General features: G+C 75.1%; 15 protein-coding genes. 11 read left to right on the top strand and 4 right to left on the bottom strand.

Annotation, left to right across the window (positions count from 1 at the left end):
- Positions 1 to 36: 36 nt before the first annotated feature.
- From rpoZ to C0216_RS20785, 4 genes are all read left to right on the top strand, one after another.
- Positions 37 to 309 (top strand): DNA-directed RNA polymerase subunit omega, encoded by a 273-nt coding sequence (gene rpoZ / locus C0216_RS20800; RefSeq protein ID WP_114056739.1) that lies wholly within the window; start codon positions 37 to 39, stop codon positions 307 to 309.
- A gap of 125 nt (positions 310 to 434) precedes the next feature.
- Positions 435 to 1,637, top strand: a complete 1,203-nt coding sequence (coaBC, locus tag C0216_RS20795; protein ID WP_114058815.1) for a bifunctional phosphopantothenoylcysteine decarboxylase/phosphopantothenate--cysteine ligase CoaBC — start codon at positions 435 to 437, stop codon at positions 1,635 to 1,637.
- A gap of 197 nt (positions 1,638 to 1,834) precedes the next feature.
- Positions 1,835 to 3,043, top strand: coding sequence for a methionine adenosyltransferase (gene metK / locus C0216_RS20790; RefSeq protein ID WP_114056738.1), 1,209 nt, complete (start codon positions 1,835 to 1,837; stop codon positions 3,041 to 3,043).
- 139 nt (positions 3,044 to 3,182) lie between these two features.
- Entirely contained in the window at positions 3,183 to 5,315 is a 2,133-nt protein-coding gene (locus C0216_RS20785) for a primosomal protein N' (RefSeq protein ID WP_114056737.1), read from the top strand.
- Between the two features lie 126 nt (positions 5,316 to 5,441).
- Here the strand turns inward: C0216_RS20785 and C0216_RS20780 are convergent, their stop codons facing one another.
- A complete protein-coding gene (locus tag C0216_RS20780) occupies positions 5,442 to 5,960 on the bottom strand; it encodes a hypothetical protein (protein WP_114056736.1) in 519 nt (172 codons plus the stop codon).
- Positions 5,961 to 6,260: 300 nt separating this feature from the next.
- Between C0216_RS20780 and fmt the strand changes: the two genes are divergently transcribed.
- From fmt to C0216_RS20750, 6 genes are all read left to right on the top strand, one after another.
- Positions 6,261 to 7,190, top strand: coding sequence for a methionyl-tRNA formyltransferase (fmt, locus tag C0216_RS20775; protein ID WP_114056735.1), 930 nt, complete (start codon positions 6,261 to 6,263; stop codon positions 7,188 to 7,190).
- Positions 7,191 to 7,543: 353 nt separating this feature from the next.
- The gene (locus C0216_RS20770; RefSeq protein ID WP_114056734.1) at positions 7,544 to 9,004 is read left to right on the top strand and encodes an RsmB/NOP family class I SAM-dependent RNA methyltransferase; all 1,461 of its coding nucleotides are present in this window, start codon (positions 7,544 to 7,546) and stop codon (positions 9,002 to 9,004) included.
- A gap of 1,899 nt (positions 9,005 to 10,903) precedes the next feature.
- Entirely contained in the window at positions 10,904 to 11,590 is a 687-nt protein-coding gene (rpe, locus tag C0216_RS20765; protein WP_114056733.1) for a ribulose-phosphate 3-epimerase, read from the top strand.
- Between the two features lie 124 nt (positions 11,591 to 11,714).
- Positions 11,715 to 12,728, top strand: coding sequence for a sugar-binding transcriptional regulator (locus C0216_RS20760; protein WP_114056732.1), 1,014 nt, complete (start codon positions 11,715 to 11,717; stop codon positions 12,726 to 12,728).
- Positions 12,729 to 12,783: 55 nt separating this feature from the next.
- Positions 12,784 to 13,221, top strand: coding sequence for a ribonuclease domain-containing protein (locus C0216_RS20755; protein WP_114056731.1), 438 nt, complete (start codon positions 12,784 to 12,786; stop codon positions 13,219 to 13,221).
- The gene (locus C0216_RS20750; RefSeq protein WP_114056730.1) at positions 13,218 to 13,622 is read left to right on the top strand and encodes a barstar family protein; all 405 of its coding nucleotides are present in this window, start codon (positions 13,218 to 13,220) and stop codon (positions 13,620 to 13,622) included. The genes C0216_RS20755 and C0216_RS20750 overlap by 4 nt, the downstream gene beginning before the upstream one ends.
- A 28-nt stretch (positions 13,623 to 13,650) precedes the next feature.
- Here C0216_RS20750 and C0216_RS20745 read toward each other — a convergent pair whose 3' ends face one another.
- On the bottom strand, positions 13,651 to 14,181 hold the full coding sequence (locus tag C0216_RS20745) for a hypothetical protein (protein WP_114056729.1): 531 nt from the start codon (positions 14,179 to 14,181) through the stop codon (positions 13,651 to 13,653).
- A 230-nt stretch (positions 14,182 to 14,411) separates the two neighbouring features.
- On the opposite strand from C0216_RS20745, the gene C0216_RS20740 reads away from it, so the two are divergent.
- Positions 14,412 to 15,860, top strand: a complete 1,449-nt coding sequence (locus C0216_RS20740; RefSeq protein WP_174250532.1) for a GuaB1 family IMP dehydrogenase-related protein — start codon at positions 14,412 to 14,414, stop codon at positions 15,858 to 15,860.
- Between the two features lie 103 nt (positions 15,861 to 15,963).
- Here C0216_RS20740 and C0216_RS20735 read toward each other — a convergent pair whose 3' ends face one another.
- Positions 15,964 to 17,196, bottom strand: coding sequence for a histidine kinase (locus tag C0216_RS20735; RefSeq protein ID WP_114056727.1), 1,233 nt, complete (start codon positions 17,194 to 17,196; stop codon positions 15,964 to 15,966).
- On the bottom strand, positions 17,193 to 18,932 hold the full coding sequence (locus C0216_RS20730; RefSeq protein ID WP_114056726.1) for a cation acetate symporter: 1,740 nt from the start codon (positions 18,930 to 18,932) through the stop codon (positions 17,193 to 17,195). Before C0216_RS20730 ends, C0216_RS20735 begins: the two co-directional genes overlap by 4 nt.
- Positions 18,933 to 19,063 lie beyond the last annotated feature (131 nt).

Raw genomic sequence — 19,063 nt, 5'->3', positions numbered from 1 at the left:
GCGTCTGAACTTTCATCCATCTTCGGAAGGTAGAGCGTGTCCTCTTCCATCACTGCGCCCGAGGGCATCATCAACCCGCCGATCGACGAGCTGCTCGAGGCCACGGACTCGAAGTACAGCCTCGTGATCTACGCGGCCAAGCGCGCGCGTCAGATCAACGCGTACTACTCGCAGCTCGGTGAGGGCCTGCTCGAGTACGTCGGCCCGCTGGTGGACACCCACGTCCACGAGAAGCCGCTTTCGATCGCGCTGCGCGAGATCAACGCGGGCCTGCTGACCTCCGAGGCCATCGAGGCCCCGGTCCAGTAGGGCACCGAGGAATCCTTGCACCACAGGCCCGGCAGCACGACTGCCGGGCCTGTGGTGTGTCATAGGCAGGTGGGCCGCGGCCGGTGACGCCGCGGCCGGTGACAGCAGCCGGAAGGGCGAGTGTGGTGGGCAATCCGAAGGTCGTGCTCGGAGTCAGCGGCGGCATCGCCGCCTACAAGGCGTGTGAGCTGCTGCGGCGGCTGACCGAGTCCGGGCACGACGTGCGCGTGGTGCCCACCGCCTCGGCCCTGAACTTCGTGGGCGAGGCCACCTGGGCCGCCCTCTCCGGGCACCCGGCGGGCACCGAGGTGTGGGAGACCGTCCACGAGGTGCCCCACGTCCGCATCGGCCAGGCCGCCGACCTCGTCGTCGTCGCCCCCGCCACCGCCGACATGCTGGCCAAGGCCGCCCACGGGCTCGCCGACGACCTCCTCACCAACACCCTCCTGACCGCCCGCTGCCCCGTGGTCTTCGCCCCCGCGATGCACACCGAGATGTGGGAGCACCCGGCGACCCGGGAGAACGTCGCCACCCTGCGCCGCCGCGGTGCCGTCGTCATCGAGCCCGCCGTCGGCCGCCTGACCGGCAAGGACACCGGCAAGGGCCGGCTGCCCGACCCGGAGGAGATCTTCGAGGTCTGCCGGGCCGTCCTCGCCCGCGGCACCGCCGCGGCCGACCTCGCCGGGCGCCACGTCGTGATCAGCGCCGGCGGCACCCGCGAGCCCCTCGACCCCGTCCGCTTCCTCGGCAACCGCTCCTCCGGCAAGCAGGGGTACGCCCTGGCCCGCACCGCCGTCGCGCGCGGCGCCCGGGTCACGCTCGTCGCCGCGAACACGGCGCTGCCCGACCCGGCCGGGGCGGACGTCGTCCGCGTCGGCACCGCCGTACAGCTGCGCGAGGCGGTCCTGAAGGCGGCCGCCGACGCCGACGCCGTGGTCATGGCCGCGGCCGTGGCCGACTTCCGTCCGGCCGAGTACGCCGCCGGCAAGATCAAGAAGCAGGAGGGGCGGGATCCGGCCCCCGTCGCCCTCGTCCGCAACCCCGACGTCCTCGCCGAGGTCTCCGCCGACCGCGCCCGCGGGGGACAGGTCGTCGTCGGCTTCGCCGCCGAGACCGACGACGTGCTCGCCAACGGGCGCGCCAAACTCCGCCGCAAGGGGTGCGACCTCCTCGTCGTCAACGAGGTCGGAGAGAACAAGACCTTCGGATCGGAGGAGAACGAGGCAGTGATCCTCGCCTCCGACGGATCCGAACTGCCCGTCCCCTACGGTCCGAAGGAAGCCCTCGCGGACGTCGTATGGGACCAGGTCGCGGCGCGACTCGCCTGAAACACGCGCCGTCCGGCCCCCGCCGCACCCCGGTCCGGAACGGGGTGTCGCAGGTCACACGGCTTCCAGAGGGCGAGACGGGTGGTCCTGCGGCCGGTGGCGACGGATAAACTGCATTCGGAACGCGTCCGGGCGCAGCCCCCGGTATCGTTCCGCCAAACGATCAGCCAGCAGCCGCTGCAACCCCAGGGAGCGATGTGTCCCGCCGCCTGTTCACCTCGGAGTCCGTCACCGAGGGCCACCCCGACAAGATCGCTGACCAGATCAGCGACACGATCCTCGACGCGCTCCTCACCGAGGACCCGACCTCGCGCGTGGCCGTGGAGACGCTCATCACCACCGGTCTCGTCCACATCGCAGGCGAGGTGACGACGAAGGCGTACGCGCCGATCGCGCAGCTCGTCCGCGACAAGATCCTCGAGATCGGCTACGACTCCTCGAAGAAGGGCTTCGACGGCGCCTCCTGCGGCGTGTCGGTGTCCATCGGCGCGCAGTCCCCGGACATCGCGCAGGGCGTCGACACCGCCTACGAGAAGCGCGTCGAGGGCGACGAGGACGAGCTCGACAAGCAGGGCGCCGGCGACCAGGGCCTGATGTTCGGCTACGCGTGCGACGAGACGCCCGAGTTCATGCCGCTGCCGATCCACCTTGCGCACCGGCTCTCCCGCCGCCTGTCCGAGGTCCGCAAGAACGGGACCATCCCCTACCTGCGCCCCGACGGCAAGACCCAGGTCACCATCGAGTACGACGGCGACAAGGCCGTCCGCCTCGACACGGTCGTCGTCTCCTCGCAGCACGCCTCCGACATCGACCTCGACTCGCTGCTCGCGCCCGACATCCGCGAGTTCGTCGTCGAGCACGTCCTGAAGGAGCTCGTCGAGGACGGCATCAAGCTCGACACCGACGGCTACCGCCTCCTGGTGAACCCGACCGGCCGCTTCGAGATCGGCGGCCCGATGGGCGACGCCGGCCTCACCGGCCGCAAGATCATCATCGACACGTACGGCGGCATGGCCCGCCACGGTGGCGGCGCCTTCTCCGGCAAGGACCCGTCCAAGGTCGACCGCTCCGCCGCCTACGCGATGCGCTGGGTCGCCAAGAACGTCGTCGCGGCGGGCCTCGCCTCCCGCTGCGAGGTCCAGGTCGCGTACGCGATCGGCAAGGCCGAGCCCGTCGGCCTGTTCGTCGAGACCTTCGGCACCGCCAAGATCGACACCTCGAAGATCGAGGACGCCATCGCCGAGGTCTTCGACCTTCGCCCGGCCGCGATCATCCGCGACCTCGACCTGCTCCGCCCGATCTACGCCCAGACCGCCGCCTACGGCCACTTCGGCCGCGAGCTGCCGGACTTCACCTGGGAGCGCACCGACCGCGTCGACGCCCTGCGCGCCGCGGCCGGCCTGTAAGACGGAGCACCACCCGACGGGAGGGCCCCGGACCGCGGCGAGTACGCCGCCGGGTCCGGGGCCCTCCCGCGTCCCCGCCCCCGGCAGCGGGCCCCGCGGGCATCCGCCACTGTCGGCGCGCTTTGGTAGAAATGCGGGTGTGAGCAGCGAGAACGAGTCCCGACAGCGGCCCGGGGACGGCAGTCCCGGCGGCCCGCCCGAGCAGCTCGCCCTCATCCGGGAGATGGTCGCCGAGGCCAAGGCCAAGGCGCCCAAGGCCAAACCGCGCACCTGGCGCGGCGCCGCCCTCGCCAAGGACCTCCCCGTCGCCCGCGTCCTCGTCAACAAGGGCGTCCTCCACCTCGACCAGCTGTGGGACTACGCCGTCCCCGAAGAGCTCTCCGAGGCGGCCCGGCCGGGCGTCCGAGTCCGCGTCCGCTTCGGCGCGGGCTCCCACCACGTCCACGGCGGCCGCCGCGAGGGCGGCCGCCTCATCGACGGGTTCATCGTCGAGCGCCGCGCCGACACCGACTACCACGGCGCCCTCGCCGCCCTCGCCCACGTCGTCTCGCCCGAGGTCGTCCTCACCCCCGCCCTGCTCTCCCTCGCCCGCGCCGTCGCCGACCGCTACGCCGGCAGCCTCGCCGACGTCCTCCAGCTGGCCCTGCCCCCGCGCAACGCCCGCGCCGAGGCCAAGCCCTCGCCGCCGCCGCTGCCCCCGCCGCCCGTTCCGGACCCCGGCGGCTGGACCCGCTACGCCGCCGGACCGGCCTTCCTGCGCTCCCTCGCCGCCGGGGGCTCCCCGCGCGCCGTCTGGACCGCCCTCCCCGGACCCGGCTGGGCCGACGAGCTGGCCCGCGCCCTCGCCGCCACGCTCGCGTCCGGCCGCGGCGCCCTCGCCGTCCTGCCCGACGGGCGCACCGCCGCCCGCGTCGACGCGGCCCTCACCGCCCTCCTCGGCGAAGGCCGGCACGCCACCCTCACCGCCGAATCCGGGCCGGAGAAGCGCTACCGGCAGTGGCTCGCCGTCCACCGCGGCTCCGTCCGCGCCGTCATCGGCACCCGCGCCGCCATGTTCGCGCCCGTACGCGACCTCGGACTCGTCGCCGTCTGGGACGACGGGGACTCCAGCCACAGCGACGACCGCGCCCCCTTCCCGCACGTCCGGGAAGTACTCGAACTGCGCTCCGTCAGCGAGGGCTGCGGATTCCTCGCCGGCGGCACCGGCTGCACCGTCGAAGCCGCCCAGCTCGTCGCATCCGGCTGGGCGCGCCCGCTGGCCGCCGACCGCGACACCGTCCGCGCCTGCGCCCCCCGCATCCGCACCGTCGGCGACGAACTCCTCGCCCGCGACGAGGCCGCCCGCGCCGCCCGCCTGCCCAGCCTCGCCTGGGAGACCGTACGCGACGGCCTGAAGACCGGGCCCGTCCTCGTCCAGGTGCCCCGCCGCGGCTACGCCCCCCGCCTGGCCTGCGAACGCTGCCGCACCCCCGCCCGCTGCCGGGCCTGCGCCGGCCCGCTGGAGGCGCCCGACGCCAGCGACCTCCAGTGCGGCTGGTGCGGCCGCCCCGAAACCGCCTGGCACTGCGAGGAGTGCGGCTCGTTCCGGCTGCGCGCCCAGGTCGTCGGCGCCCGCCGCACCGCCGAGGAACTCGGCCGGGCCTTCCCCGCCGTCCCCGTCCGCACCTCCGGCCGCGACCACGTCCTCGACGAGGTCCCCGACCGGCCCGCCCTCGTCGTCTCCACCCCCGGCGCCGAACCCGTCGCCGCCGGAGCCGGGTACGCCGCCGCGCTCCTCCTCGACGGGTGGGCCATGCTGACCCGCCCCGACCTCCGCGCCGGGGAGGACGCCCTGCGCCGCTGGATTGCCGCCGCCTCCCTCGTACGGGCCGACGGGCAGGTCGTCGTCGTGGCCGAGCCGACGCTGCGCCCCGTCCAGGCCCTCGTCCGCTGGGACCCCGCCGGGCACGCCGCGCGGGAACTCGCCGAACGGGCCCAGCTCGGCTTCCCCCCGGTCTCCCGGATGGCGGCCGTCGCCGGCCGCGGCGAAGCCCTGGCGGCCTTCCTCGACACCGCCGAACTGCCGCCCGACGCCGAGGTACTGGGCCCCGTACCGCTGCCCGGGCGGCGCGGCGCGCCCTCCCCGGGGGAGCGGGTGCTGATCCGCGTCCCGCCCGGCAGCGGGGCCGCCCTGGCCGCCGCGCTCAAGGCCGCGCAGGCCGCCCGCCTCGCCCGCGGCGTCCCCGCCGGAGACGCGATCCGGGTGCGGATCGACCCGCCGGACATCGGCTGAGCAGGCCCGGGGCGCAGAAAACCCCCGGTGGGCGACGGTGAAGTCGCCCACCGGGGGTGTGCACGGCCGCGGCCTGGCGGCCCGGCCGGCCGACGGGGGTCGGCGTCCCGGCGGCCGGACGGGCGGTCAGCCGTTGCGCGGCCCGGGGAACGCGGCCGGCCGGGCAACCGCCGCGGCCTGCGACTCCTCGCGCACCGGCTGCGGCGGCACGGAGCGCGCCGCGGGGACCGTCGGCAGCGGGTTGAGGGTCCGCGTCGCCGTCCCCTCGGCCAGCGGCTCCGCCGCTTCCGCGGCCTGCGCGCGCCGGGCCCCGTAGCGCCGGTGCACGGCCTGCTTGGTGACGCCGAGGGCCGAGCCGACCGCGTCCCACGAGAAGCCGAGCGAGCGGTCGAAGTCCACGGCGGCGGTCACCAGCGTCTCGACGCTGTCCCGCAGCTCCTGGGCGAGGCGGACGGTCGGCGCCGGGGCCCGGCCGTAGACGACGAAGCCCGTCGAAGGACCGGAGCGGCGCGGGCGGTACACGTTGCCGAGCTGGGCGGTGAGCGTACGCAGAGCATCCACCTGCCGGCGGACCCGCTCGATGTCCCGGACCAGGAGATGCAGGCTGGCCCGTGCTTGGGCGTCGTGGGTGGCGTGGTCGGCCATGAAGAAGCCTCTCGAACCGGTGCTGAAGAGCGGATCGGGCCGCAGACACCGTTCTGAACGCGGCCCGGTTTCGGTCAATCTCTCTTGACCAACGCGCCACCGGTCGAGGAAGTCACGCCTCGGGGGCGTGTCGGCATATGCGAGAGGCGCGCGCATGTGCGGCCCGCCCCCTGGTGGGGCTGATGGGGCCCGGGAGGCGACCGCGGGCCGGGTCCGGCGCGGGCCCGGCGCAGGCCCGCAGCCCACCCGACCCATAGACTGGTGCGCTGCTGACAGCCGAGATATCGAGGTAGGACCCCAGTGAAGCTCGTCTTCGCCGGCACCCCCGAGGTCGCCGTCCCCGCCCTGGACGCCCTGATCGCCTCCGGGCGCCACGAGGTCGCCGCCGTCGTCACCCGGCCCGACGCACCGGCCGGCCGCGGCCGCCGCCTCGTCGCGAGCCCGGTCGCCGAACGCGCCGAGGAAGCCGGCATCGAGGTCCTCAAGCCGGTCCGCCCCCGCGACCCCGACTTCCAGGCCCGGCTCCGCGAGATCGCCCCCGACTGCTGCCCCGTCGTCGCCTACGGCGCCCTCCTGCCCAAGAGCGCCCTCGACATCCCCCGCCACGGCTGGGTCAACCTGCACTTCTCCCTGCTGCCCGCCTGGCGCGGCGCAGCCCCCGTCCAGCACTCCATCCTGGCCGGGGACCAGGTCACCGGGGCCTCCACCTTCCGCATCGAGGAAGGCCTCGACACCGGGCCCGTCTTCGGCGTCCTCACCGAGGAGATCCGCCCCACCGACACCAGCGGCGACCTGCTGACCCGCCTCGCCTTCGCCGGCGCCGGGCTGCTCGCCGCCACCATGGACGGCATCGAGGACGGCACCCTGCGCGCCGTCGCCCAGGCCGCCGACGGCGTCTCCCACGCCCCCAAGATCACCGTCGAGGACGCCCGCATCGACTGGTCGGCCCCCGCGATGCGCGCCGACCGCGTCGTCCGCGGCTGCACCCCCGCTCCCGGCGCCTGGACGCTGTTCCGCGGGGAACGGCTCAAGGTCGTCTCCCTCGGCCTGCTGCCCGCCCGCACCGACCTGGCCCCCGGCGAACTCGCCGCCGCCAAGAACAACGTGTACGTCGGCACCGGCTCCCACGCGGCCGAGCTGTTGTGGGTGCAGCCGCAGGGCAAGAAGCCGATGCGCGCCGCCGACTGGGCCCGCGGCGTCCGCATCGCGGCGGGCGAGCGGCTGGGCTAGGGGGCGTTGCGAAGGCCCTGTGCGGCGCCGGCGGTGCCCGCGGTGTCCGGTTGAGTGCTCTCGGCGTGCCGGGCGAAACCCCTCGTACGGGGCGTACTCGGGGCTTCGGCCGGTGCGGCCCGAGTGCGTGCCGGGCGCCGTGGGCGCCGTGCGGGACTTTCACACAACCCCCTGGGCGCCGCACCCAGTCCCCGCCGCCGCCCAGCGGCCGGGCCGGCCCCGCGGGGGCGACGTAGGCTGGCAGATGCCGGCCGGTCCGACCCTTTCGACCCGATCGACACGCGTTCATCCCCTTCCGTACGTCCCGTACATCCCGTACATCCGTACCTCCATACATCCGGAGCACCTTCCACGTGAGCGAACAGCCCCGCCGCCGTCCCGCCGCCCCCGGCGGCAAGCAGCCCAAGCCGTACCGCCGGCCCAAGAAGGACCCGGTCCGCATCCTCGCCTTCGAGGCGCTGCGGGCCGTGGACGAGCGCGACGCGTACGCGAACCTCGTCCTGCCGCCGCTGCTGCGCAAGGCCCGCGAGAACGGCGACTTCGACGCCCGCGACGCCGCCCTGGCCACCGAACTCGTCTACGGCACGCTCCGCCGCCAGGGCACGTACGACGCCGTCATCAGCGCGTGCATCGACCGCCCGCTGCGCGAGGTCGACCCGCCCGTCCTCGACGTGCTCTCCCTCGGCGCCCACCAACTCCTCGGCACCCGCATCCCCAGCCACGCCGCCGTCTCGGCGAGCGTCGAACTCGCCCGCGTCGTCCTGGGCGACGGGCGCGCCAAGTTCGTCAACGCGGTCCTGCGCAAGATCGCCGCGCACGACCTGGACGCGTGGCTGGAGCGCGTCGCCCCGCCGTACGAGGTGGACGCAGAGGAGCACCTCGCCGTCCGCCACTCCCACCCCCGCTGGGTCGTCAGCGCCCTGTGGGACGCCCTCGGCGGCGGGCGCGCCGGCATCGAGGACCTGCTGGAGGCCGACAACGAGCGGCCCGAGGTCACCCTCGTCGCCCGGCCCGGCCGATCGACGACGCAGGAACTCGTAGCCGCCGTCGGCGAGGACGCCGCCCTGCCCGGGCGCTGGTCCCCGTACGCCGTGCGGATGGCCGAGGGCGGCGAGCCCGGCGCGCTGGAGGCCGTACGCGAGGGGCGCGCGGGCGTCCAGGACGAGGGCAGCCAGCTCGTGGCCGCGGCGCTCGCCGCTGTCCCCGTCGAAGGCCGCGACGAGCGCTGGCTCGACGGCTGCGCGGGCCCGGGCGGCAAGGCCGCCCTCCTCGGAGCCCTCGCCGCCGAGCACGGGGCCTTCCTGCTGGCCTCCGAGAAGCAGCCGCACCGCGCTCGCCTCGTCGAACGCGCCCTCCACGGCAACCCCGGGCCCTACCAGGTCATCACCGCCGACGGCACCCGCCCCGCATGGCTCCCGGGCTCCTTCGACCGCGTCCTGATGGACGTCCCTTGCTCCGGGCTCGGCGCCCTGCGCCGCCGCCCCGAAGCGCGCTGGCGCCGCCGCCCGCAGGACATCGAGGGCTTCGCCCCGCTCCAGCGCGCGCTGCTCCGCGAGGCCCTGTCCGCAGTCCGCGTCGGCGGCGTGGTCGGCTACGCGACCTGCTCGCCGCACTTGGCGGAGACCCGCGTCGTCGTGGACGACGTCCTGAAGGGCCGCGGCGCCGCCGCGGAGCCCGTCGCCGCCGAACTGATCGACGCCCGCCCCTACCTCCCGGGCGTCCCGGCCCTGGGCGACGGCCCGGACATCCAACTGTGGCCGCACCTGCACGGCACGGACGCGATGTACCTGGCGCTGCTGCGGAGGGTGGGGTAGGGGCCGGGGCGGGGCCGGGCCGGGGGCGGACAGGAGGGCGGAAGCCGGGTGCGGGAGCCGACGAGCGGGGCCGGGCGGAGGCGGCGGAGCGCGGGCAGCCGGAAGCCGGCGACTCGGGCTCGGAAGGCGACGGCGGGGGCGGTGTTCGGCGGGGGCCGGTCGGGCGGGGCCGGAGGCGCAACTGTGGCGTCGGGCGGGGCGGGAGCCGGGGGCTCGGGGTCGGGTGGTGCTGGGGGTGTCCCGGCAGCCGATTGTCCTTCCGGTGCGGGCCGTCCTGTAAAGGGCGCTCCCGTTGGTCGCGTCGCTGCGCGATGGCCCTTGCGGGCCACCCTGGACAGGACGGCCCGCCCCGGAATGCCAACAAGCTGCCGGGAAGCCCCCAGGGGAACGGCCTGGAGGGACCATGACCTACCGGGCGTGTCAGAGCCGCTGCCCTCCCGCCCCGGCCGCCGCATCCGTCCCACCGGCATCAGCAGACCCGCCGACGGGAGCCGGGTGGGCTGTGACCGCACGAAACGACGTCCAGAGCATCATCCGCGGACAGGAGCGCCCCGGATCGCTACGTGGGCGCCCTCGGCTCGGCGTCTGGCGGCCGTCAGGGGCCGGGGCGGCGCGGCGGATCGCTACGTGGGCGCCCTCGGCTCGGCGCCCGGCTGCCGTCAGAGGCCCGGGCGGCGCGGCAGATCGCTACGGGGGCGCCGTCGGCTCGGCGGCTGAGCGCCGGGCCTCTGGATCGCCGGATCATGGCGGTGGGCGGGGGTGGATGCGTTCGTTCTGCGGCCGGAGGCCGATATGGGAGGAGCAGGGAGTGGGCGGGGGCGCTTCGCGCCCCCTGACGGCCCGGTGTCGCGCAGGGGTGAGGAGGGCGAAGCGGGCTGGGGCGCTTCGCTGCCCCGGATGGCGGCCGGTCGGCGAGGAGGCGGCAGCGGGCAGTGTGGCGGGGCGCTTCGCTGCCCCGGACTGCGGGCGGTCGCCGAGCAGCCCGCGCATGCAGCGGTCTGAGGCGCCTTGGCGCCTTGGGCGGTGGTCGGTCGCCGAAACAGATGGGGTCTATGGCGGGCTGGGGCGCTTCGCTGCCCACGACGACGGCCGATGGCCGCTGAGCTGAGGGCGCCCACGTAGCGATCTGCCGCGCGCCCCGGCCCCTGACGGCCGCCGGACGCTGAGCCGAGAGCGACCCTGTAGCGATCTGCCGCGCGCCCCGGCCCCTGACGGCCGCCGGACGCCGAGCCGAGGACGCCCACGTAGCGATCTGCCGCGCGCCCCGGCCCCTGACGGCCGCCGGACGCCAAGCCGACGGCGCCCACGTAGCGATCCGGGGCGCTCCTGTCTGCGGATGATGCTCTGGACGTCGTTTCCAGACGTCACAGCCCACCCAGCTTCCGGCGACGGGTCGGCTGATGCCGGTGGGGCGAAAGGGGCCCCCGGGGCGGGAGGGAAAGGGCTCTGATGGCCCTGAATGGTCCACGTACCCCCTGGCCGTTCCCCTGGGGGCGTCCCGGCAGAAAAAATGCCTCCGGGGCGGGTCGGTCGGTCAAGGGTGGCCCGCCAGGGCCATCGCGTAGCGACGCGACCGAAGGGCGCGCCCTTGAGGGACCGGGCCGCCCCGGACACCATCAACTGCCGGGGACACCCCCAGTCCCTCTTCCGCCGCCGACCGATCGGCTCCCGCCGCCCGCCGCCCCCGCATCGCCCTCCGGCCCTGAGCCGTCGGCCCCCGCTCATCCGGTGCCCCCGGTTCAGTCTCCGGCCCCGCTCCGCCCCATACCCCCGGCTCCCGCCCCGGCTCCCGCCCCCGCCCCCGCCCCGGCCCCCGCCCCCGCCCCGGCCCCCGTCCCCGGCCGGGGCCGGGGCCGGGGTCGTGGCCTGAAGGCGGCGGGGGCATGGCAGGCTTGGGGCATGGCCGCTCAGATTTCTCCCAGCATCCTGTCCGCCGACTTCGCCCGTCTCGCCGAGGAGGCGAAGGCCGTCGAGGGTGCCGACTGGTTGCACGTCGACGTCATGGACAACCACTTCGTCCCGAACCTGACCCTCGGCATGCCGATCGTGGAGTCGCTCAGCAGGGCCACGGACACTCCGCTCGACCTGCACCTGATGATCGAGAACCCGGACCGCTGGGCGCCTCAGTACGTGGAGGCCGGGGCCGGCTCGATCACGTTCCACGCAGAGGCGGCGGCCGCGCCGGTGCGCCTGGCGCGGGAGATCCGGGCCAAGGGCGCCCGCGCGGCCATGGCGCTGAAGCCCGCGACGCCGATCGAGCAGTACGAGGACATCCTCCCCGAGCTCGACATGCTGCTGATCATGACGGTCGAGCCGGGGTTCGGCGGCCAGCCGTTCCTCGACATCATGCTGCCCAAGATCCGCCGGACCCGGGAGCTGATCGCCAAGCATGATCTGGACATCTGGCTGCAGGTCGACGGCGGTGTCTCGGCCACCACCATCGAGCGGTGCGCGGAGGCCGGGGCCGACGTCTTCGTCGCCGGAAGCGCGGTCTACGGGGCGGTTGATCCGGCAGCTGCCGTACGCACGCTGCGCGAGCAGGCGGACGTCGCGATCGCCGCGGCGCCCTGGGTATGCGACCACTGAGGCAAGGGTTGGTGGACGGCTCGGTGAACGGGAGCCGTCCAGGCTGATCAACGGCCGCCGGATCTGACAGGATGAACGGCGAGTCGAGAGTGTGAACAGCAGTGAGGAGAACGCGGTGTCGGCAATGTCGGCGGGACGGTCAGCCCTGCGGATGGGACCCGCGGAGCTGGTGCAGGCGGCGGCCATGGCCCGCCGCTTCTACCTGGAGGGCAAGTCCAAGATCCAGATCGCCGAGGAGTTCGGCGTGAGCCGCTTCAAGGTGGCCAGGGTCCTGGAGACGGCCCTTGAGCGCGACCTCGTGCGGATCGAGATCCGGGTGCCGGCCGAACTGGACGCGGAGCGCTCCGACGCACTCCGCGCCCGGTACGGGCTGCGGCACGCCGTGGTCGTCGAGTCCCCGGCGGACACGACCGAGGACGCGCCGGACCCGGAGAACCTGGGCGCGGTGGCGGCCGACCTGCTGGGCGAGCTCGTCAGCGAGGGCGACGTGCTGGGCCTGGCGTGGGGCCGGTCGACCATCCACATGGCGGCCTCGCTGCACAGGCTGCCGCAGTGCACCGTCGTGCAGCTGACCGGCGTGTACGACGCGGGCACGGCGGAGCGCGGCTCGGTGGAGGCCGTGCGCCGCGCCGCGCAGGTCTCCGGCGGCGACGCGCACCCGATCTACGCGCCGATGCTGCTGCCCGACCCGGCGACGGCGGCGGCACTGCGCAGCCAGACGGGCATCGCGCGCGCCTTCGAATACTTCGACAAGGTGACCGTCGCGGCGGTGTCGATCGGCTCCTGGGAGCCGGGCATCTCCACCGTGCACGACATGCTGACCGACGAGGAGCGCGCCCACTACGCCTCCCTCGGCGTGGCGGCCGAGATGTCCGCGCACCTCTTCGACAAGGACGGCCGCCGGGTCGGCCGCGACCTCGGCGAGCGCTGCATCACGGTCGAGGCGGACCGGCTGCGCCGGATCCCCGAGGTGGTGGCGATCGCGGGCGGCCTGCGCAAGGCGGCCGCGATCGGCGCGGTCCTGCGGTCGGGCCTGGTGACGAGCCTGGTCACGGACACGGCGGTGGCGGACTACCTGCTGACCGAGTCGGAGCCGGGCCTGCGGCCGGCGCTGGACCGGGCCGACCCGGACGACTGATCCGGCCTCCGGTGGGCGACTCGCCCCCGAAACGGATCTTTGGCACGATCGGGGCATGATCGTGAGGAACGTGCCCCGGCTGCTGTCACGCGTGCTCGGGGCGGTGTTCCTGGTCGTCGCCCTGGTGGCGGCGGCCGGGTGCGGCCCGTCCGGGTCCGCGCAGGGCGCGCTGCCGTCGCAGCGGCCCTCGGCGTCCGCCCCGGCGTGGGCGCAGGGCATGGCCACCGTACGGCCCGACGAGCTGCCCCCGCAGGCCCGCGAGGTGCTCGCCCTCATCGACAGGGGCGGGCCGTACCCGTACCGGCAGGACGGGACGGTGTTCGGGAACTTCGAGAAGATCCTGCCCCGGCAGAAGCGCGGCTACTACCACGAGTACACGGTGCGCACCCCGGGGGAGCGCGACCGCGGCGCCCGGCGGATCGTGACGGGGGGCGGCGGCGAGTTCTACTACACGGACGACCACTACGACTCCTTCAAGGCGGTTCTCCGATGACCCTGCATCCGCGACCGCTGGCACCGGCGCTGGCCGCCGCCGAGGAGGCCGGCTGGGCGACCGTCCGGGTGGACCTGGGCGGTGTACGCGGCAAGGCGGAGCTGATGCGGCGCTGGGAGGAGGCGCTGGAGCTGCCGCGGTGGTTCGGGCGGAACTGGGACGCACTGGCCGATGCGCTGGGTGACCTGTCGTGGCTGCCGGAGGCGCCGGGGCGGCTGATCGCGGTGACGTCCTGGCGCGGCTGGGCGGCGGCGCGCCCCGGGGACTGGGAGACGCTCCGGGAGGTCCTGGAGGAGGCCGTGGCGCGCGGGCGGGGGCCCGGCGGCGGGGCGCGGCTGGACGTGGTCCTCGACGACGGCCCGGTGGAGCCGCCCGAGGGCGCGCCCGGCACCCGTCCCTGAGGCGGCCCGTCCCTGACCCTGCCCTGTTTCAGGCAGGGTCAGGCCCGGGCCCCTCCGGCCGCGGCCCCGCCCCGCCGGACGTGTCCTCGCGGTCCGGGCCCGTCTCGCGGACCTCGCGGACCTTGGCGAGGGAGTCGCGGAGCTCGGTGAGCCAGGCGTCCGTGTTGCGGCCGACGAGGCGGACGCACCAGGCGAGGGCGTCGGCCCGGCTGCGGGCCACGCCCCCCTCGACGAGGGTGTCGAGGACCTGCCGCTCCGGCTGGCGCAGCCGTGTCATGACGGGGACGGCCAGGTGGGTGAAGAGGATGCGCTCCGCGCCGGAGCGGACGCCCCAGGCCACCTTGCGGCGGTAGAGCTCCTCCGCCTCGCGGGCTACCTCCATGCGCTGCTCCCGGGTGCGTTCGCGGAACGCGTCGGGGGACTCGCCGGCCGGGAGGGTGCCGACGACGGTGATCTCCTCGCGGTCGGCCACGACCTCGACCACGGACGCGTAGACGCCGGCCGGGAGGCGGTCGGCGAACCAGGTGCGGAGCTGCTCGCTCTGTTCGGCTGTAATCATGTAATCAACGTTGCATCCGAGGGCGGGTCCGAGGCAAGGGGCGGGCCTCCCCGAACCTGCCGGCGGCACGCCCGCACCACACCGTGGTAGGAACCCACCAGCAGGTCCGGTATGTCCTGGACGATCAGCCGGGGCGGCTTTCGTGCCGGGCCGTGTGAGAATGAAGTACGTGCGTTTCCTCGGCTGCCCTTCCTGGGTATGACGGGATCCTCCGACTCGACTGGGATGTTCTGCACGTGCGTTTCCTCAATGACCTGAAGCCGCCGTACGACCTGACGTACGACGACGTATTCATGGTGCCGAGCCGCTCCGCGGTCGGCTCCCGCCAGGGCGTGGACCTCTCCTCCCCCGACGGCACCGGCACCACCATTCCGCTCGTCGTCGCGAACATGACCGCGATCGCCGGCCGCCGCATGGCCGAGACCGTCGCCCGCCGCGGCGGGCTCGTGGTTATCCCGCAGGACATCCCGATCGAGGTCGTCACCGACGTCATCACCTGGGTCAAGACCCGCCACCTCGTGCTCGACACCCCGATCACGCTGGCGCCCACCCAGACCGTCGCCGACGCGCTCTCCCTGCTGCCCAAGCGCGCCCACGGCGCCGGCGTCGTCGTCGACGCCGACAACCGGCCGGTCGGCGTGGTCACCGACCACGACCTGACCGGCGTGGACCGCTTCACCCAGCTCTCCGAGGTCATGTCGAGGGAGCTGCTGCTCATCGACGCCGGCATCGACGCCCGCGAGGCCTTCAACAAGCTCGACGCCGGCCACCGCAAGCTGGCCCCCGCCGTCGACGCCGACGGCCGCCTCGTCGGCCTCCTGACCCGCAAGGGCGCCCTGCGCGCGACCCTCTACACGCCCGCCACCGACGCCGCCGGGCGGCTGCGGATCGCCGCCGCGATCGGCATCAACGGCGACTACGTCGGCAAGGCCAAGCAGCTCCTCGACGCCGGCGTGGACACGCTCGTCATCGACACGGCCCACGGCCACCAGGAGTCGATGATCACCGCGATCAAGGCCGTGCGCGCCCTGGACCCGCAGGTCCCGATCGTCGCGGGCAACATCGTCGCCGCCGAGGGCGTCAAGGACCTCGTCGACGCCGGCGCCGACATCATCAAGGTCGGCGTGGGTCCCGGCGCCATGTGCACGACCCGCATGATGACCGGCGTGGGCCGCCCCCAGTTCTCCGCGGTCCTGGAGTGCGCCGCCGAGGCGAGGAAGTACGGCAAGCACGTCTGGGCCGACGGCGGCGTCCGCCACCCGCGCGACGTGGCGATGGCCCTGGCCGCCGGCGCGTCCAACGTGATGATCGGCTCCTGGTTCGCCGGCACCTACGAGTCCCCGGGCGACCTCCAGCAGTCCGCCGACGGCCGCCTCTACAAGGAGTCGTTCGGCATGGCCTCGGCGCGCGCCGTCCGCAACCGCACCTCGGAGGAGTCCGCCTACGACCGCGCCCGCAAGGCGCTGTTCGAGGAGGGCATCTCCACGTCCCGCATGTTCCTCGACCCGCAGCGCCCGGGCGTCGAGGACCTGATCGACTCGATCATCGCGGGTGTCCGCTCCTCCTGCACCTACGCGGGTGCCGGCTCCCTGGCCGAGTTCGCGGAGAAGGCCGTCGTGGGCGTCCAGTCCGCCGCCGGCTACGCCGAGGGCAAGCCGCTGCACGCCAGCTGGAGCTGACCCCGGCCCGGACCGTACGGCCCGCCCGGCGGCCCCGGGCCCGTACCCGCGCGAAGCGGGTCGGGCCGGGGCCGCCGGCATGCCCGGGCCCCGGCAGGTGCCGTCACGGCAGCCGCCCCGGCGGGGTGCTGTGCACCCCGGCGCGGTACTTGGGGATCCGCAGGGTCACCTTCATGCCCGCGCCGACCCCCGTCTCGATGACCGGGCCGTACGCGTCCCCGTACACCTGCCGGATCCGCTCGTCCACGTTCGTCAGCCCGATCCCCGGCGAGGACCCCGCCCGCTCCCCGGCCTCCCCGGACAGGATCCGCCGCAGCAGCGCCGGGTCCATCCCCACCCCGTTGTCCTCGACGGTGATCACGGCCTCCGCGCCCGCGTCCCGGGCCGCGATCGTGACGAGGCACTCCCCGGCGGAGTCCTCCAGGCCGTGCTTGACCGCGTTCTCCACGAGCGGCTGCAGGCACAGGAACGGCAGGGCCACCGGCAGCACCTCCGGCGCGACCTGGAGGACCACCTTCAGCCGGTCCCCGAACCTGGCCCCGGCCAGCGCCAGATACTGCTCGATCGACCTCAGCTCCTCGGCCAGCGTGGTGAACTCGCCGTGCCGGCGGAAGGAGTAGCGGGTGAAGTCGGCGAACTCCAGCAGCAGGTCGCGGGCCCGCTCCGGGTCCGTCCGCACGAACGAGGCGATCGCGGCAAGGGAGTTGAAGATGAAGTGCGGGGAGATCTGCGCCCGCAGCGCCCGGATCTCCGCCTCCATCAGCCGGGTCCGCGAGCGGTCCAGCTCGGACAGCTCCAACTGGACCGACACCCAGCGCGCCACCTCCGTCGCCGCGCGCACCAGCACCGCCGACTCCTGCGAGCCGTACGCCACGAGCGCGCCCAGCACCCCGTCCTCCCCGGTCAGCGGGGCCACCACCGCCCACCGCAGCGGGCAGTCCGGCCGCTCGCAGCCCGTGCGCACGCTGACGCTCCGCCCCGAGTCGAGCACGGCCGCCACCCGGGCCACCGCCCGCTCCCCGTGGTGGTCGGCGCCCGGCCCGTCCCAGGCGAGCACCGCCTCCCGGTCGGTCAGGCACAGCGCCTCGGTGCCGAGCAGCGAGCGCAGCCGCCGGGCCGCCTTGCGGGCCGAGTCCGCGGTCAGGCCGGCCCGCAGCGGGGGAGCGGCCAGCGACGCCGTGTGCAGGGTGTGGAACGTCGCCCGCTCCACGGGAGTCCCCAGGGCCGGCCCGGAGGCCCGCTCGGCGCGCCGGGCGTGCCACCGGCCGCCCGCCCACCCCGCGCCCAGCAGGGCCGCCCCGGCCGCGGTGAGCGCCGCGGTGAGCGCCGCGCTCACCGGGCGCCGCCCGGGCGGGCGACGGCCACGGATTCCGGCAGGTGCAGCCGGGCCAGGGTCGCCGCCGTCCCGGCCGGCACGCGCGAGCGCGTGGCCAGCGACACCAGCACCATCGTCAGGAACCCCAGCGGCACGGACCAGGCGGCCGGCCAGGCCAGCAGGGTGTGGGCCCAGCCCTGCGGGGCGGCCCCCGCCCGCGTCGCGGCCACCGCGCCCAAGGCGGCCCCGCCGCCCGCGACCAGCCCGGCGACCGCGCCCGGCGGGGTGAGCCCGCGCCACCAGATGCCGAGGACGAGCAGCGGGCAGAAGGAGGACGCGGACACGGCGAACGCGAGCCCCACCGCGTCCGCAACCGGCGCGTCGGCCAGGGCGACGCTCCCGGCGAGCGGCACCGCCATCGCCGCGACGGCCGCGATGCGGAAGGTGCCCAGCCCCCGCCCGGGCAGGACGTCCTGGTGCAGGACCCCGGCCACGGCCATCGTCAGCCCGGACGCTGTCGACAGGAACGCGGCGAACGCCCCGCCTGCGAGCAGCGCCCCCAGCAGGTCGCCCGGCAGCCCGCCGATGACCCGCTCGGGCAGCACCAGCACGGCCGCGTCGGCGTCGCCGGTGAGCGCGAGTTCGGGGACGTACGTCCGGCCGAGGGCCCCGTACAGGGGCGGCAGGAGGTAGAAGGAGCCGAGCAGGCCCAGCACGGCCAGGGTGGTGCGGCGCGCGGCCCGCCCGTCGGGGCTGGTGTAGAAGCGGACCGCGACGTGCGGCAGGCCCATGGTGCCGAGGAACGTGGCCAGGATCAGCCCGTACGTGGCGTACAGGCCGGACGCCGGGCTGTCCCCGCGGTCCCCGGCCAGCGGCTCCGACCAGCGGGAGGCGCCGGCCCCGGCCGCCGCGCGGGACTGCGGGACGGGGGTGCCCGGCGCGAACTCCAGCCGGGTGCGCGCCCCGACCAGGTGCTCGCCGGGGGAGAGGGTGAGCGGTTCGGCGGTGCGGGTGCGCCCGTCGACGCGGCCGGTGGCGGTCACCGCCAGCGGCGCGTCCAGGGTCAGCCGCACGTCCTCGGCGAGGGTGACGGAGGTGTGCTCGCGGAAGACGGCCGGGGCGTCGAAGGACGCTCGGGGGGCGCCGTCGGCGGCCCAGGCGGCCAGCAGGAAGAACGCGGGCACCAGGAGGGCCGTCAGCTTCAGCCAGTATTGGAAGGCCTGGACGAAGGTGATGCTCCGCATCCCGCCCGCGGCGACGGCCGCGGTCACCACGACCGCGACGACGGCCCCGCCCGCCCAGTGCGGAGCCCCGGTGAGGATCTCCAACGTGAGCCCGGCGCCCTGCAGTTGCGGCAGCAGGTACAGCCAGCCCACACCCACCACGAACAGCACGGAGATCCGGCGAACGGCCCGCGACTCCAGCCTCGCCTCGGCGAAGTCGGGCAGGGTGTACGCCCCCGAGCGCCGCAGCGGGGCCGCGACGAGCGCCAGCAGCACCAGGTAGCCGGCGGTGTAGCCGAGCGGGTACCAGAGCATCCCCGGCCCCTGGAGCAGCACCAGCCCCGCCACCCCGAGGAACGAGGCAGCGGAGAGGTACTCCCCGCTGATCGCGGCCGCGTTGAGACGGGGGCCGACGGTGCGGGAGGCGACGTAGAAGTCGGAGGTGGTGCGGGAGATCCGCAGCCCCAGCGCGCCGACGAGCACCGTGGCCAGGACGACGGCGGTGACCGCGGTCAGCGCGTACGTCTGGTTCACCGGGGGTCCTTCGGCCGGGGGAGGGGTGAGGGAGTCTACGCACGGTGCGCGAGTGGCAACAGGCGTGATCCGGCGCGTTCCCACGCCCTGCTCCGGCCACGCCGGGCCGGGGCGCCGCCCGGCGCGCGGGC

It is taken from the genome of Streptomyces globosus, assembly GCF_003325375.1.
GTDB classification, from domain to species: Bacteria; Actinomycetota; Actinomycetes; order Streptomycetales; family Streptomycetaceae; genus Streptomyces; species Streptomyces globosus_A.
Note: the sequence above shows the minus strand (reverse complement) of the source record. Positions and strands in the feature narration are given on the sequence as shown.

Coding starts and splice junctions, on each gene's coding strand:
- C0216_RS20780 (WP_114056736.1), bottom strand. CDS start 5,960: ATGGCCGACCACGCCACCCACGACGCCCAAGCACGGGCCAGCCTGCAT.
- rpe (WP_114056733.1), top strand. CDS start 10,904: ATGGCCGCTCAGATTTCTCCCAGCATCCTGTCCGCCGACTTCGCCCGT.
- C0216_RS20760 (WP_114056732.1), top strand. CDS start 11,715: ATGTCGGCGGGACGGTCAGCCCTGCGGATGGGACCCGCGGAGCTGGTG.
- C0216_RS20755 (WP_114056731.1), top strand. CDS start 12,784: ATGATCGTGAGGAACGTGCCCCGGCTGCTGTCACGCGTGCTCGGGGCG.
- C0216_RS20750 (WP_114056730.1), top strand. CDS start 13,218: ATGACCCTGCATCCGCGACCGCTGGCACCGGCGCTGGCCGCCGCCGAG.
- C0216_RS20745 (WP_114056729.1), bottom strand. CDS start 14,181: ATGATTACAGCCGAACAGAGCGAGCAGCTCCGCACCTGGTTCGCCGAC.